The sequence below is a fragment of the Citricoccus zhacaiensis genome, assembly GCF_014645315.1.
GTDB classification, from domain to species: domain Bacteria; phylum Actinomycetota; class Actinomycetes; order Actinomycetales; family Micrococcaceae; genus Citricoccus; species Citricoccus zhacaiensis.
In genome coordinates this window covers 163,609-178,466 of record NZ_BMLQ01000002.1, presented here as the reverse complement: position 1 = coordinate 178,466, position 14,858 = coordinate 163,609, and the positions used below count along the sequence as shown (strand labels likewise).

The 14,858-nt window shown below is 68.3% G+C and carries 12 protein-coding genes; 7 read left to right on the top strand and 5 right to left on the bottom strand.

Annotated elements, in window-relative coordinates; translation table 11 throughout:
- Positions 1–63: 63 nt before the first annotated feature.
- Positions 64–801, bottom strand: coding sequence for a CGNR zinc finger domain-containing protein (locus tag IEX49_RS04165; RefSeq protein ID WP_229672224.1), 738 nt, complete (start codon positions 799–801; stop codon positions 64–66).
- A gap of 309 nt (positions 802–1,110) precedes the next feature.
- On the opposite strand from IEX49_RS04165, the gene IEX49_RS04160 reads away from it, so the two are divergent.
- Positions 1,111–2,766, top strand: a complete 1,656-nt coding sequence (locus IEX49_RS04160) for a thiamine pyrophosphate-dependent enzyme (RefSeq protein WP_188804496.1) — start codon at positions 1,111–1,113, stop codon at positions 2,764–2,766.
- Between the two features lie 58 nt (positions 2,767–2,824).
- Here the strand turns inward: IEX49_RS04160 and IEX49_RS04155 are convergent, their stop codons facing one another.
- The 3 genes from IEX49_RS04155 to IEX49_RS04145 form a co-directional block, all read right to left on the bottom strand.
- On the bottom strand, positions 2,825–3,424 hold the full coding sequence (locus tag IEX49_RS04155) for a mycothiol transferase (protein ID WP_188804494.1): 600 nt from the start codon (positions 3,422–3,424) through the stop codon (positions 2,825–2,827).
- A gap of 69 nt (positions 3,425–3,493) precedes the next feature.
- The gene (locus IEX49_RS04150) at positions 3,494–5,020 is read right to left on the bottom strand and encodes an amidohydrolase family protein (RefSeq protein ID WP_188804492.1); all 1,527 of its coding nucleotides are present in this window, start codon (positions 5,018–5,020) and stop codon (positions 3,494–3,496) included.
- A 62-nt stretch (positions 5,021–5,082) separates the two neighbouring features.
- Positions 5,083–6,423 (bottom strand): cytosine permease, encoded by a 1,341-nt coding sequence (locus tag IEX49_RS04145; protein ID WP_188804490.1) that lies wholly within the window; start codon positions 6,421–6,423, stop codon positions 5,083–5,085.
- Between the two features lie 180 nt (positions 6,424–6,603).
- Here IEX49_RS04145 and IEX49_RS04140 point away from each other — a divergent pair, with 180 nt between their 5' ends.
- The 5 genes from IEX49_RS04140 (at position 6,604) to adhP (ending at position 12,393) form a co-directional block, all read left to right on the top strand.
- Positions 6,604–7,734, top strand: coding sequence for a PucR family transcriptional regulator (locus IEX49_RS04140; RefSeq protein ID WP_188804488.1), 1,131 nt, complete (start codon positions 6,604–6,606; stop codon positions 7,732–7,734).
- A 172-nt stretch (positions 7,735–7,906) separates the two neighbouring features.
- Positions 7,907–8,239 carry a DUF779 domain-containing protein gene (locus tag IEX49_RS04135; RefSeq protein WP_229672276.1) on the top strand — a complete coding sequence of 111 codons (333 nt, stop codon included), beginning with the start codon at positions 7,907–7,909 and terminating at the stop codon, positions 8,237–8,239.
- Complete coding sequence (locus tag IEX49_RS04130; protein WP_229672222.1) at positions 8,236–9,525, top strand: helix-turn-helix domain-containing protein; 1,290 nt, start codon at positions 8,236–8,238, stop codon at positions 9,523–9,525. The genes IEX49_RS04135 and IEX49_RS04130 overlap by 4 nt, the downstream gene beginning before the upstream one ends.
- A 102-nt stretch (positions 9,526–9,627) precedes the next feature.
- On the top strand, positions 9,628–11,151 hold the full coding sequence (gene adh, locus IEX49_RS04125) for an aldehyde dehydrogenase (protein ID WP_188804485.1): 1,524 nt from the start codon (positions 9,628–9,630) through the stop codon (positions 11,149–11,151).
- A 204-nt stretch (positions 11,152–11,355) separates the two neighbouring features.
- Positions 11,356–12,393 carry an alcohol dehydrogenase AdhP gene (adhP, locus tag IEX49_RS04120; protein WP_188804483.1) on the top strand — a complete coding sequence of 346 codons (1,038 nt, stop codon included), beginning with the start codon at positions 11,356–11,358 and terminating at the stop codon, positions 12,391–12,393.
- A gap of 220 nt (positions 12,394–12,613) precedes the next feature.
- Here adhP and IEX49_RS04115 read toward each other — a convergent pair whose 3' ends face one another.
- Positions 12,614–13,180, bottom strand: a complete 567-nt coding sequence (locus tag IEX49_RS04115) for an SRPBCC family protein (RefSeq protein WP_188804481.1) — start codon at positions 13,178–13,180, stop codon at positions 12,614–12,616.
- An 80-nt stretch (positions 13,181–13,260) separates the two neighbouring features.
- On the opposite strand from IEX49_RS04115, the gene IEX49_RS04110 reads away from it, so the two are divergent.
- On the top strand, positions 13,261–14,844 hold the full coding sequence (locus IEX49_RS04110; RefSeq protein WP_188804479.1) for a SulP family inorganic anion transporter: 1,584 nt from the start codon (positions 13,261–13,263) through the stop codon (positions 14,842–14,844).
- Positions 14,845–14,858 lie beyond the last annotated feature (14 nt).

Below are 14,858 nucleotides of genomic sequence, written 5' to 3'. Positions count from 1 at the left end.
CGGGCCTTGACGGCACCGTCCGGGTGAGACGGGAACGGTGTCCCGGGTGGGGACGTGACGAGCCTACTTCTTCTTCTTGCCCTTCTTGGCCTTCTTCTTCCCGGCCTTGTCCTTCTTCTCCTGCGCATCCTCCAGCGAGCCGTGCTCCGAGGACATCTCGTCCGATTCGGCCTCGTGGTCCGGGTCGTCGCTGTGGTCCGGGTGGTCTGAGTGGTCGCCGCGGTCCGATGACTCCGCAGCTTGCCGGGCCCGGTAGGCCTTGACGTGGGCGCGGTTGGCGCAATTGGCCTCGTCGCAGAACTGCTTGGAGCGGTTGCGGGTCAGGTCCACGAAGGCGTTGGTGCAGTCCTCCCCGGAGCAGGTCCGCAGCCGCGTCAGTTCGCCTGCCAGGGCCACCTCGGCCAGTGCCAGGGCCAGAGAGGTGGAGAGGGTCTTCTCCGGGACGTCACTGTCCTGCCCGGCGGCCAGCACTGCGGGGGTGCGCTCCGTGGCCGGTTCGGGCGCGATCACGTGCACGGGCCCCGCAGAGGCCAAAAGGTGGTTGACGCCCTCGAGAGCGGCATCGATGTCCAAGGCATGGGCGTCCTGCCAGATGCCGGCGACGGCGGCGCGCAGCTTGCGGACGGAACGCAGGGTGGCGCTGGAGGGATCCTCGTCGAAGTTCCAGTTGGGCAGGGCTACGGGGAGTTCGGCCGGCTGGTCGAGCCGGTCGGGGAGAAGGCGACCGCCGCGGGGACCGGGGGCCGTGTTGGCAAGCGTCGCGGCCTGGGCCAGACGACTGGTGGTGGTTGCTGAGAACATGGTGCGTTTCGTCCTTTTGAGGCTGTCCGGGATTCGGGGATGAATACTTCGGACGGTGACAGCACTGTACGTCTGCTTGGGGGTGCAGTTCAGGCGACTGGCGCTGAAACGGGTAGTGGACAGGAACTCCACAGATCATGTTCAGGGAGGACCACGTGCTCGCTGCGGACGACACATCCTGCCACAGCGCGGGGTGGGGCCTCTGAGCTGGGGTACTTTGTACAAAGTTTGACCTGCGCGCCGCCCGAGGACCATCTCGGGCCGCGGAGCCGGCATGTCCGGCACCGCCCACAGTCCAAGGAGTACTGCATGAGCACTGAACAGACCACGGCCACAACGAAGTCGGCCGGGCACGTCATCGTCGACACCCTCGACGCGCACGGCGTCAAGCGGATCTATTCCATTCCGGGTGAGAGCTACCTCGATGTGCTGGACGGCCTGCACCACTCCTCCATCGAGAACATCATCTGCCGCCACGAGGGCGGTGCCGCCTACATGGCTGAGGCCGACGGCAAGATGAACTCCGTTCCAGGCATCGCCATGGTGACACGCGGCCCCGGTGCCGCCAACGCCCATGTGGGCTTGCACACCGCATGGCAGGACTCGACCGCGATGGTCCTGTTCGTGGGCCTGATCCCGTTCGAGCACCGCGGCAAGGAGGCCTTCCAGGAGTTCGACCCGCAGATGTGGTTCGAATCCGGCGCCAAGCGCGTGATGACCCTGGACCACGCCAGCCGTGCCTCCGAGATCGTGGCCGAGGCCATGTTCGCCGCCACGTCCGGCCGGCCCGGGCCGGTGATCGTAGGCCTGCACGAGGACATCATCAAGGAGCAGATCAGCCCCGAGCTGCACCCGAACATCCCGGTGGCCACCGGCGGCATGACCGTGGAGGACTGGAAGGCCCTGAACGAGGCGCTGCAGGAGTCCGACAAGCCGCTGTTCATCACCGGAGGCAACGACTGGACCACCGAGGGTGCCGAGGCCCTGACGACGTGGCTCGAGGAGCACAACATCCCCGCGGCGGCCGAATGGCGCACCGAGGGCACCGTGCCGTTCACCTCCCCGTCCTATGTGGGCCCGATCGGCTACGGCCGCCCCAAGCCGACCTATGATCTGCTCGAGGAGACCGACCTCATCGTCTTCGTGGGCACCGTCCCCGGTGACGTGGTCACGGACGGATTCACCATCCGTCAGAACTGGGACAAGAAGAACTTCCTCGTCACCATCGACCCCTCGCTGCGCGGCCGCTCCGGCCCCGTGTCCCACCAGATCGTGGCCAAGCCGGACGTGTTCGTGCGGGACCTCGTCCGGATGGACCTGGCCGTCAAGGACTCGTGGAAGGAATGGACCTCCCGCATGCGCGGCGAGCAGGAGAAGTTCGCCGCCCTGCCGTCCGCCGAGCCGGCCGAGGGCCAGGCCCGCATGGACACCCTCATGGCCAACCTGGTGCAGTCGCTGCCCGAGGACGCCATGATCACCCTGGGTGCCGGTGAGCACACCAACTGGGCCCACCGTTACTTCCCGACCAACTCCTACGCCGCCATGGTCTCGGCCCGCAACGGTTCCATGGGTTACTCGGTGCCCTCCGCCGTGGCCGCGTCCCTGAACCACCCGGGCCGCCGCGTGGTGACCATCGCCGGTGACGGCGAGTTCCTCATGAACGGACAGGAACTGGCCACCGCCGCCCAATACGGCGCTACCCCGCTGGTGGTCGTGATGGACAACCAGGAGTACGGCACGATCCGCACCCACCAGGAGCGGGACTACCCCAATCGGGTCTCCGGCACGCAGCTGAAGAACCCGGACTTCGCGAAGATGGCCGAGGCCTTCGGCGGCTTCGGCGTGCGCGTGGAGAAGGACGCCGACGTCCCGGCCGCCGTCGAGGCCGCTCTCAAGGCGATCGACGAGGACGGCACGTTCGCGCTCATCCACCTGATCGTGGACCAGCGGGTCAAGGCCTACTGACCTGCTGCTCTGGAGTCATCACGGAGGCCGCCCCCGGACGGGGGCGGCCTCCGTGCCATCAGTAGACCTCCGGGTACGGCGGGTCCAGGCCGACCTGCCCGTCCACAGCCTCACGGATCAGGTCCGCATGGCCGAGGTGCCTGGAGTACTCCTCGATGAGGTCGAAAAGGTTCCGGCGCAGCGAGACCTCCAGATCGACCTGATCTGACAGGGCGAGCCGCTGGCCCAAGCCGCCCCGGTCGAGGGCTGCCTCCAGCCGGCTCTGGGCCTGCGTCACCGCGGCGTCGTAGAGCGCATACAGCTGCTCGGGGGAGTCCTGCCCGGCGGAGGTGAAATCCCAGTCCTGCACCTCGTCCCACGGAGCGGAGGCCCAGGGCTCACCGGGGCTGGAGCCGTCGATCTCCGGACCCGCCTTCATCGCCTCGACCCCCGCCAGGTGCTTGATCAGACCGCCCAGGGTCAGCGTCGATGCGCCGACGGTCGTGTTCATCGCCGCCGCATCCAAGCCTCCGGTCTTCCACCGGAAAGTGACGCGCAGACGCTCCAGGGAGCCCAGCACATGTTCGATTTCGGTGCCGGCCAGCGGCGGATCCCACGGCGGAGGCACCCACGGCCGGTCGTCGGTGGGCCCGTCCAGGGAGTCGTCGCTGGAGGTCATGGGACCAGGCTAGGAACTCCCGACGCCGGCCGGTAGCCTTCGGAGCCCCCACCAGGCCTCCGGTGGTCGTCAGGGAGTCAGAACCGAGTTCGCCGCCGCGCCGGCCCAGCGGTTAATGTCCAGGGGTGCCTGGCGGCACGTCTCGTACATCGCCGAGAAGGCCGGGTGGAAGACGGCATTGAGCTCATCAGTCCGGTCCTGCCAGGCCTGGATCTCCGGCAGGTAGCCGTTGAACTCGTCGACGATCTCCTGCTCGTCCAGGGTGGCGAGGGCACCGTGGTCCACCACGACCCGGCCGTCCACCATGACGTATTCGAGGGAACTGCCGTTCTCGGAATAGACCAGCTGGTGATCCAGCTTCTGCCGTGGCGTGAAGTTCAGGGTCTTGAGGTCCCACACCAGGAGGTCGGCACGCTTGCCGACCTCGAGTGATCCAACGGTGCGATCTAGCATGGCGGACTTCGCGCCGTCGAGGGTGCCGGCCCGCAGGGTCTCGTCGACGGTAGGCCACGCCGCCGGATCGGAGTCGCCGATCTTGTGCAGCAGAGACGCCATCTTGATGACCTCGAGCAGACGCGGGGTGTCCGAGGAGGAGCAGCCGTCCGTGCCCAGTCCGAGGTTCACCCCGGCGTCCCGGTATTTGCGCCAGGGGAGGATGCCGGAGCCGAGCTTCAGGTTGGAGATCGGGTTGTGGGAGACGGATGCGGAATGGTTGGCCAGGATCTCGATGTCCTGATCGGTCACCCAGATGCCATGGGCGAAGGTGGTGTTCCGGGACAGCGCCTGGATGCTCTCGAGGTACTGCGGCAGGGTCTTGCCGTAGAACTCCTGGCCGGTGATTGCCTGCGTCTTGGTCTCCAGCATGTGGATGTGGCACTCGATCCCGTGGCGGCCGGCCAGGGCCACGGCACCGGACAGGAGGTCCGGGGTGCAGCGTTGTGGAGCGGACGGGGCGAGCATGTAGTGGAGGCGCCCCTTCCCCCGCCCGTGGTAGCGCTGGATGGCCTGCTCGCTGTAGTCCAGGTATTCGCCGGCGCTGAGCAGGGACTCGTTCCGGACAGCGTCGAGCACTTCGGCCGGCAGGTGGTCTGCGGCGAAGGGGACGGTGTCCACGAAGGGCACGTTGATGACGTGACCGGAGACATTGGCCCGGATCCCGATCCGCTCGTAGGCATCCACCACGGCCTCGAGCTGGCCGAAGTCCTGTGAGGGGGTCTCCAGGACGTCGTCCACGATGGTGGTGACACCGGACTTCAGGCTCTCCAGCGCGAACAGCTGGGATCGGACGCGGACGAAGTCAGGCGACCGCGGCGGAGCGCCGAGCAACGGGTAGGTGTAGAGCATCCACAGTTCCAGCGGCATGTTGTCATAACGGCCCTTGTAGACGGTCTCCCACGAGTGGGTGTGGGCGTTGACGAAGCCGGGCGTGACGAGCCGGTCCCGGCCGTCCAGGATCTCGTCACCGGGCTCGGGCCGCAGGTCCGTGCCGATGGCCACGATGTCTTGCCCCTCGATCCGCAGGTCGAGGATCTGCGGGCTGCTACTGGTGCCCTCCGCCATGGTGATGACGTGGGCGCTGCGGATGAAGAGGGACATGCGGGTTCGCTCCTGAGAATGTGACGTGAGAGATGAGAGATGAGAGATGAACGCGAGGCGCCTCAGGCGTGTGAGGTGAGATCCCGGTTCCGGCCGGCCCAGCCGAGGGCGGCGGCGCAAGCCGTGGCGATGATGATGCCCACGATGGCGGGGCTGCCCCAGGACAGCAGGTTGCAGAGCACGGCGGCGGCCACGCCGGCCAGATAGGACACCACGCCGGGAAGCTTCAGGCGCGGCTGGTCCTCCAGATCGAGGCCAGGGTCGCGTCCCCGCCATGTGGTGAGGAAGGTGCCGATGAGGACTCCGCCCAACGGCGGGATGACCACTCCGACGAGCACGAGGAAGCCCGTCATGGCGTCTGCCACACCGGTCAGGGCCAGGACGATGCCGATGGCCACGCCGGCGACGATGAACGGGCTCTTGGACTTGCGCTCGAACAGTTCTGCCCCGGCGACACCGAAGGCATAGGCGGCGTTGTCATTGGTGGTCCAGAGATTGGCCACCAGGAGAAGGACGGCGGCGCCGGCCAGGCCCATGGACATCAGTAGGTTCACGAAGTCGGGCTCGCCGTAGGCGGCCGCGCCGACGCCGCCGAAGAACAGCATGCCGAACTGGACCACGATCACGGCCAGGGCGGTCAGGGTGAACACGCGGGCCGGGGTGCCACGGTCGAAGCGGCTCCAGTTACCGATCTGGGTGCCTCCAGAGACGAACGTGCCCACCATGAGCGTGATGGCCAATCCGGCGCTCATCTGTCCGTTGCCCTCGACGGCCAGGAGCCCGTCCCAGCCACCGATGTGGTCCAGCGACTGGGCCAGCACGATGCCGCAGAGGATGAGCATCAGCGGAATGGAGATCCAGGAGATGACCTCGATGCCCTTGAAGCCCAAGTAAGCCGTGGTGGCCATCAGGATGCCGCCGACGATGATGACCGGCCAGGCCACGGACCAGCCGAAGGCAGCGGCGACCAGATTGCCGAGAATGCCGACGGTGATGGCGTACCAGCCGACCTGGGTCCCGCCAAGGATGATGGAGGCCCATTTGCCGCCCCAGCGGCCCAGGACCAAGCGGGAGAGCAGGACGGTGGTCAACCCGGTTCGGGAGCTCGCGACGGCCAGTAACCCGATGTAGACGGCCAGGATCGCGGCGGCGGTGAAGGCCAGGCCGAGGTAGGGGCCGAAGGCGAAACCCGCGGCCACGCCGCCGCCGGTCACCATGGTCGGGGTGTAGAAGAAGAAGCCGGCGATGACGATGACCAGGGAGAGGGTCGGCCGGCGGGCCGACCGTGGAACGCGCGTGGCCGGATAGTCCCGGTCGACTGGCGTGGACCCGTTCGCCCGGGACGCGCCCGTCTCCTGGGCCTGCCGCACGGGCTGGGAAGGGGGTGGTGCAAGCGTGGTCATGGTTGCTCCTGAGGGGCGGGTGGTGGCGGAGGGGACACCGCCAGACAGTACGGAGCAGGAGGCGGCCCGGGGCGCTGCGGAAACAATTCGGGTGGAAGCCCACACGGTGCGGGGCGAAGAGTGTGCGGATCTACACGTCCCGGCAACGGGGGCGAAATATCGCGGTCCTAGGGTCGAAACATGTCCTCAGGAACCACCGGAAGCCGTTTTGAGCAGGAGGAGGCTTTCTGGCCGACCGTGCATCAGGTGCTCTCCTGGGGTGAACTGAAGCTGAGTCTGCGGGTGGGCGAGGGCCACCTGGACCGGCCGGTGCGGGTAGCGATGACCACGGAACTGGTGGACAACACTCCCTTCCTGCGTGGCGGCGAACTGCTGCTGACCACCGGCACGGCCTGGCGGCGGACCGAGGATGCTGCCGCCTTCGTCCACGGGGCGTCCCGGACCGGTGCCGCCGCCATCGGGTTCGGGACCGGGCCCTGGAGCGAGGCTGTGCCGGAGGCGCTGCTGGCCGCCGCGCGTCGGGTCTCGATGCCGGTGCTGGAGGTGCCGCGGTCCACGCCGTTCGTGGCCGTGGCCGAGCGGGTGGGGACCGAGCAGGCCGAGCGGCGAGCCCACCACACGGAAAGGGCGATGGTGGGTGCGCTCATGGACCACGTCCGGCGGGGGCAGGCCGACCCGGTCGTCCTGGAGGATCATGCGCCGTTCCTGTACTCCCGCCATGACTCCGGCACCACGCTGCTGGCGGCCGTCTGTCATGCCGACGGCGGTGCGTTCCCCGAGCCGGCCCGGGGGCGGATCCTGATCGGCCACCGGGAACGCCGGGTTCTGGTGGTGGGGGAGGAGCCGGCGGTGCGCTGGTATGTCCAGTCACGGGCGATCCCCCTCTACGGCTGGGGCGAGGCAGCCACGGCGCGTGACCTGCGCCGGATCCTCGGCGAGTCCTGGAGCGCCTTCGATGTGGCGCTCCAGCGCGGCCGGCCGGCCTCGACCCGGGACCTGGCCAGCATCGGCGGGCTGGTGGCGCGGCTGACCTCGGAGCAGCTGGCACCCTTCGCCGATCACGTCCTCGAGCCGATCCGGCGCTACGACGCCATCCACGGGACGGACCTGCTGACCACCGTCGCGGCCTTCGTCCGCGTGCGCGGATCCCTGGCCGAGACGAGTCGGGAGCTGTACCTGCACGTCAACACGGTGCGCAAGCGGATGGTCCGGCTGGGGGCCGTGCTGGGGTTGGACCCGCTGGACCCGGAGGGGTACCTGGTGCTTCACCTGGCCATCCATGCCGCCGGTAGTGACGTGGGCCACGACTAGGGATACCGTGGATGCACCGCCACAGCCAGGAGGTTGCGCCATGACGTCCCCGTCTACGGAATCCACCCGCACCGCAGTAGATGCCACGGATCGTTCCACCGGCACGGTCGATGCCAGCTCGGTGCTGGACGCCCGCCCCGAGATCGACGGCGAGGCCGTGTCCCGCGTCGACATGACCCAGGCCGCACTGGACCTGATCGGCTCGCTCCAGCAGGTCCACGGCCCGCTGATGTTCCACCAGTCCGGCGGCTGCTGTGATGGATCCTCGCCGATGTGCTTCCCCGCCGGTGACTTCAAGACCGGGGGAGCGGACGTCCTGCTAGGGACGTTCGTCCTGCCCGACGGCACGGAGCTGCCGTTCTGGATGAGCCGCGAGCAGTTCGACTACTGGAAGCACACCCACCTGACCCTGGACGTGGTCGATGGCCGCGGCTCGGGCTTCTCAGTGGAGGCGCCGGAAGGCAAGCGCTTCCTCATCCGGTCCCGCCTGATGGACGCGCGGTGACCCTGTCCCTGTCCGGCCCGTCGTCCGGCTCCCTGTCCGGTGCTGCCTATCAACGGGTCGTCGAGCGGGCGCGAGGCGAGCTGGCGGGGCCGGATCACCGCGGGATGCTCGGCCAGATCCGTGCCGAGGTCGCCGAGTCCTGGCGTCGTTCGCTGGTGGTGCACGGTGGCACCGGAAAGCCCCTGGAGCCTCGGCTGGTCGCGGACGCGGACCTGCGAGAGGTGCGGCAGGGCCACCCGTTGGCGCCGGTGCTGCCCATCATCCGCCGGCTCCTCGTGGAGCCCGCCGCGGACGCCAGCCTGATCGTCGCGGTGGGGAACGCGGAGGGGCATCTGCTGTGGGTCGAGGGCGATGACCAGGCCCGCCGTCGCGCTGACGCCATGGGTTTCGTCCCCGGTGCCGATTGGTCCGAGGCGTCCATGGGCACCTCTGCCCCAGGGACGGCGCTCTACTCCGGCCGGCCTGTGCAGGTGAGCCGGGCCGAGCACTTCAATCCCGTGGTGCATCCCTGGAGCTGCTCGGCGGTTCCCCTCCGCGACCCAGCTGACGGCCGCATCGTCGGGGTGATCGACCTGACCGGTGGGGACGAGGCCATCTCCCCGCTGGCCCTGCCCCTGCTGAAGGCCGCCGCCGAGGCGGTGCATTCGGCCTGGCGGGAGCACCTCCTCCCGCCCCCTGCGCCGAGCCCGGTCCGCGAGACCATCCTGCACGTCACCGGCGGTCTTCCGCCGCGGTTGGCGGGTGCGGACGGCGCCTGGCGGGAGATCCCCGGCAAGCACGCAGAGATCCTGACGCTGCTCACCTGGCATGGGGCTGGACTGGACGGCGCCGAGCTGGAAGAACTCGTCTACGGGTACGACGCCGGCACCACCCTCCGTGCCGAGGTGCACCGGCTCCGGCGAGCCTTGGAGGCCGGCGTGGCCGGCGTGGCGCTCCGGGCTCGGCCCTATCGGTTGGAGGGCGCGCTGGCCACGGACGCCGTGCTGGCGCGGGAGGCCCTGCGCCGGGGTGAGGTGAGCGTCGCGTTGGGCCATGCCGCAGGGTCGGTGCTGCCCCGGTCCGCGGCGCCCGGCATCGTCGAGATCCGCCACCACTTGGGCCTCGCCCTGCGGGAGGCGGTGCTGGAGGACGCGGGAATCGAGGACCTGTGGACCTACCTGGCACGCCCCGAGGCGGTCGGCGACCTCGAGTTGTGGATGACAGCTTTGAAGATGCTGCCAGCGGACTCCCCGCGCCGGGCCCTGGCGGTCTCCACCGTGGAGCGCCTCGAGGCCGAGGCGCGCTGAGAGCCCGGGCATAGGCCTGCGCGGAGGTGCAACGTGGATGCAACATGTCTGTGACTACGATCACAGCATCAGTCCATCCATCCCCGCATTCCAGGAGCTGACATGACCATCTACGCCAACCCGGGAACCGACGGTTCCGCGGTGACCTTCAAACCCCGCTATGAGCACTACATCGGTGGTGAGTGGGTAGCCCCGGTCAAGGGCCAGTACTTCGAGAACCCCAGCCCGGTCACCGGCAAGTCGTTCACCGAGGTCGGGCGCGGCACGCCGGAGGACATCGAGGCCGCCCTGGACGCCGCCCATGCCGCAGCCCCGGCCTGGGGCAGGACCTCTCCGGCCGAGCGGGCGGTCATCCTCAACAAGATCGCCGACCGCATGGAGCAGAATCTGGAGATGCTCGCGGTCGCCGAGACGTGGGATAACGGCAAGGCCGTGCGGGAGACCCTGAACGCGGACATCCCGCTCGCGATCGATCACTTCCGCTACTTCGCCGGCACCATCCGGGCGCAGGAGGGCTCACTGTCCCAGCTCGACGAGGACACGGTGGCGTACCACTACCACGAGCCCCTCGGCGTGGTGGGTCAGATCATCCCGTGGAACTTCCCCATCCTGATGGCCACGTGGAAGCTCGCCCCGGCGCTGGCGGCCGGCAACGCCGTGGTGCTCAAGCCCGCAGAGCAGACCCCGGCCTCGATCCTGGTGCTGGCCGAACTGATCGGCGACCTGCTGCCGGCCGGCGTGCTGAACATCGTCAACGGCTTCGGGCTGGAGGCCGGCAAGCCACTGGCGTCCAACAAGCGGATCCGCAAGATCGCCTTCACCGGTGAGACGACCACGGGCCGGCTGATCATGCAGTACGCCTCCGAGAACCTCATCCCGGTGACGCTCGAGCTGGGCGGCAAGTCCCCCAACATCTTCTTCGAGGACGTGATGGCCGCGGATGACGCGTTCTGGGACAAGGCGCAGGAGGGCTTCACCATGTTCGCCCTGAACCAGGGAGAGGTCTGCACGTGCCCGTCCCGTGCCCTGGTCCAGGAGTCCATCGCGGACGGCTTCCTGGAGGCCGCGGTGGAGCGCACCCGCCTCATCAAGCAGGGCAACCCGCTGGACACCGAGACCATGATGGGAGCCCAGGCCTCGAACGACCAGCTGGAGAAGATCAAGTCCTACCTGGACATCGGCCGCCAGGAGGGGGCCGAGGTGCTGCTCGGTGGAGAACAGGCCCACCTCGACGGCGACCTGGCTGGCGGTTACTACGTGCAGCCGACGATCTTCCGCGGCCACAACTCCATGCGAGTCTTCCAAGAGGAGATCTTCGGTCCGGTGGTCTCCGTGGCCACGTTCTCGGACTTCGATGACGCCATGACGATCGCCAATGACACGCTCTACGGCCTGGGAGCAGGGGTCTGGTCCCGCAACGGCAACACCGCCTACCGTGCCGGCCGTACCATCCAGGCGGGCCGGGTGTGGGTCAACCAGTACCACGCCTACCCGGCGCACTCGGCGTTCGGCGGCTACAAGTCCTCCGGAATCGGGCGAGAGAACCACAAGATGATGCTGGACCACTACCAGCAGACCAAGAACCTGTTGGTCTCCTACACGGAGGACAAGCAGGGCTTCTTCTAGGCCGTTTCCAGACACCGGCCCGGGATGTGCGGCTCGCGTCCCGGGCCGGTGACAACCACCGCGACTCCGGATCCGCGCGCCCAGAAGCGTGACGGCTCGCCGGAGGGGACGAGCGTGCCCTCAAGCCCTTGAGCGCGGCCATCCCGAGCAACGTCACCATGACCGCATCAACACACCCATGACCAACATGACCAAGGAGTACCCATGTCAACCATGAAGGCAGCAGTTGTTGAGAGCTTCAACCAAGATCTCGCGATCAAGCAGGTCGGCATCCCGGAGCCTGGGCCCGGCCAAGCCCTGGTGAAGCTGACGTCCTCAGGGGTCTGCCATACGGACCTCCACGCCGCGACCGGGGATTGGCCCGTCAAGCCGTCCCCTCCGTTCGTTCCCGGCCACGAGGGCGTGGGCATCGTGGAGAAGATCGGGGAGGGTGTCACCGAGCTCTCCGAAGGACAGATGGTGGGCAACGCCTGGCTGTGGAGCGCCTGCGGGAGCTGCGAGTACTGCCGCACCGGCTGGGAGACCCTGTGTGAATCACAGCAGAATGGCGGCTATGCGGTGGACGGCTCCTTCGGTGAGTACATGATCGTGGATGCCAAGTACGCCCCGGTACTGCCCGAGGGGTCAGACCCATACGAGGTCGGCCCGGTGCTGTGCGCCGGCGTGACCGTCTACAAGGGCCTGAAGCAGACGGAGGTCCGGCCCGGGCAATGGGTCGTCATCTCCGGCATTGGCGGCCTGGGGCATATCGCCGTGCAGTACGCGGTGGCCATGGGCATGCGAGTGGTGGCCGTGGACGTGGCCGATGACAAGCTGGCCCTGGCCCAGAAGCACGGGGCCGAGATCGTGGTGAACGCCAATGTGGCGGAGCCATCCGTGGAGATCCAGGAGAAGATCGGTGGTGCCCATGGCGTGCTGGTCACAGCAGTCCACCCGAAAGCCTTCGGCCAGGCGATCTCGATGACCCGCCGTGGGGGAACCATCGTGTTCAACGGCCTGCCCCCGGGAGACTTCCCGGCCCCCATCTTCGACATCGTGCTGAAGGGCCTGACGATCCGCGGTTCGATCGTCGGTACGCGGCAGGACATGGTGGAAGCCTTGGAGTTCTACGCCGCCGGCAAGATCCACCCGACCTACACCAAGCGTCCGATCGAGGACATCAACGCGATCTTCGACGAGATGCACCACGGCAAGATCGACGGCCGCGTGGTCCTGGACTACTCGGCCAGGCCGGAACGCTGATCTGCGCCGTGCCCACCGCGGGTGGGTACGGGAAGGGACCGCCACTGCGGGCATGACGAGACCCCGGGTGATCCGGCTGCGTGAGGGGGACGCAATCTGCCGGGCCCGGGGCCTCTTCCTGTCATCACTCGCACCTTGATGAGGTGCTTCCCACTGTAGGGAGACGACCTGTTCGTGGACTTGGCTGTCGCTGGGAATGGGCTGGCAATCCGGCCCCGCTCTAGAGGTACCGGCCGGCCAGGCGGGTGAGTGAGGCGCGGATGCCGTTGGCGTTGTCCTGGGGGCGGCGCGTCAGCTCGTACACGCGGGCCACGGCGGGCCGGGTCCAGGAGTAGTCGAAGGTCTCGGTGACCACGGTGCTGCCGTCGCCCTGGTCCTCGAACTGCCAACGCCAACGGTGCCCGCCGGGGTGCTGCCACTCCACGAGCTCGTTCTCATCAGCGGCGGTGACCACGAGCTTCATGGTGTACGGAACGCCCATCTTCTTCATGGCCACGGAGAACTCGTCCCCCGCCGACACCATTGAAGGCCCAGTCTTCGTGTATTGCACCGTGGCCGAGCCGTCCACCTCGTGGTGCCGATGCGGGTTGGCCAGGATCTGCCACAGTTCTGCGGCGGGGGCCTGGACGCGGATTCGGTAGCTCACCTGCCGCGGTCCGGTCTCCACCAGTTCGGGCCAGTCGGCCTGCGGGGCCGACGTCGGCAGGCCGGCCTCGGGGTTGACGGCGGCTTCGGCGTCCGGCCGGCTCGAGTTCGGCTGCGGGGTGTTCTGCGGCTGGTTGCTCATGTACCCAGTGTAGGAACACCTCCGGGCCGGCGCCGCGGCTACTGTGGAGGCGTCACCCTCGAACACCCGGAGTCCTTGCCATGCCCGACGACGTCCCTGCGCCCCCGCTGTTGCCGCACCACCCCGAGGTGGCCCAGAACCTCTCCCTGGGGCACGGTGGGGCGACCCCGGAGCAGCGCCAGTCGGTGTGGCTGACCCTGCGCCGGCCCGGATGGCTCAAGACGGAGGTGCTCTCCGGGCTCGTGGTGGGACTGGCGCTCATCCCCGAGGCCATCGCCTTCTCGCTCATCGCGGGCGTGGACCCGGCGGTCGGGCTGTTCGCGGCGGCCATCATGGCCATCTCCATCTCCTTCCTCGGGGGCCGGCCGGCCATGATCTCGGCCGCCACCGCCGCCACGGCCCTGGTCATCGCCCCCGTGGTGGCCAGCCATGGTGTGGAGTACCTCTTCGCCACCGTCATCCTGGCGGGTGTCCTGCAGGTGGCGATGGGCCTGCTCGGCATCGCGAAGCTGATGCGGTTCATCCCCCGCAGCGTGATGACCGGGTTCGTCAACGCGCTGGCGATCCTCATGTTCATGTCCCAGCTGCCGGACTTGATGGATGTGCCCTGGCTGGTCTATGTGCTGGTGGCCCTCGGCCTGGCCCTCATCTTCCTGTTCCCCCTGCTGACCAAGGCGGTGCCGGCGTCCCTGGTCTCGATCGTGGTGGTGACAGGCCTGGTGATCGCCACCCAGATGGCCGTGCCGACCGTGGGGGACAAGGGCGAACTGCCGCAGGCGCTGCCGGTGCTGGTGCTGCCCCAGGTGCCGTTCACCCTGGAGACGCTCCAGGTGATCGCGCCCTACGCGTTCGCCATGGCCGTCGTCGGGCTGATGGAGTCCCTCATGACCGCCAAGCTCGTGGACGATGTCACGGACACCGGCTCCTCCAAGACGCGGGAGTCCCTGGGTCAGGGCGGGGCGAACATCATCTCCGGGTTCTTCGGCACCATGGGCGGTTGCGCCATGATCGGCCAGACCATGATCAACACCAAGGCCAACGGGGCCCGCACGCGGCTCTCCACCCTGGCGGCCGGCGTCATGCTGCTGGTGCTCTCCGTACTGCTGGGCGAGCTGGTCGGGATGGTCCCGATGGCCGCCCTGGTGGCCGTGATGGTCTACGTCTCCTGGGCCACCTTCGACTGGCACTCGATCCGTCCCGCCACCCTGCGCGCCATGCCGCTGTCCGAGACGCTGGTCATGCTGGTGACCGTGGCCGGGACCGTGGCCACCGGGAACCTCGCGGTGGGCGTGGGGCTCGGCGTGCTCGCCGCCATGGTGTTGTTCGCCCGGAGGGTGGCGCACTTCGTGACGGTCCGGCGGACTGTCGGCCCCGGGGACAACGGGCACGACGACGGCGGGACCGTCACGTACACCGTGGACGGTGAGCTGTTCTGGGCCTCCTCGAACGACCTCTACACGCAGTTCGACTACCTCGCGGACCCGGATCACGTGGTCATCGATCTGACCCGGTCCCACCTGTGGGACGCCTCCACCGTGGCCAGCCTGGATGCCATCACGGAGAAGTATGAGCGCTACGGCAAGACCGTGGACGTGGTGGGGCTGAACGAGGCCAGCACGGCCATGCGTGCCCGCCTGAAAGGCAAACTCGCCCCGGGGGAGTGAGCCGACCGGACGGG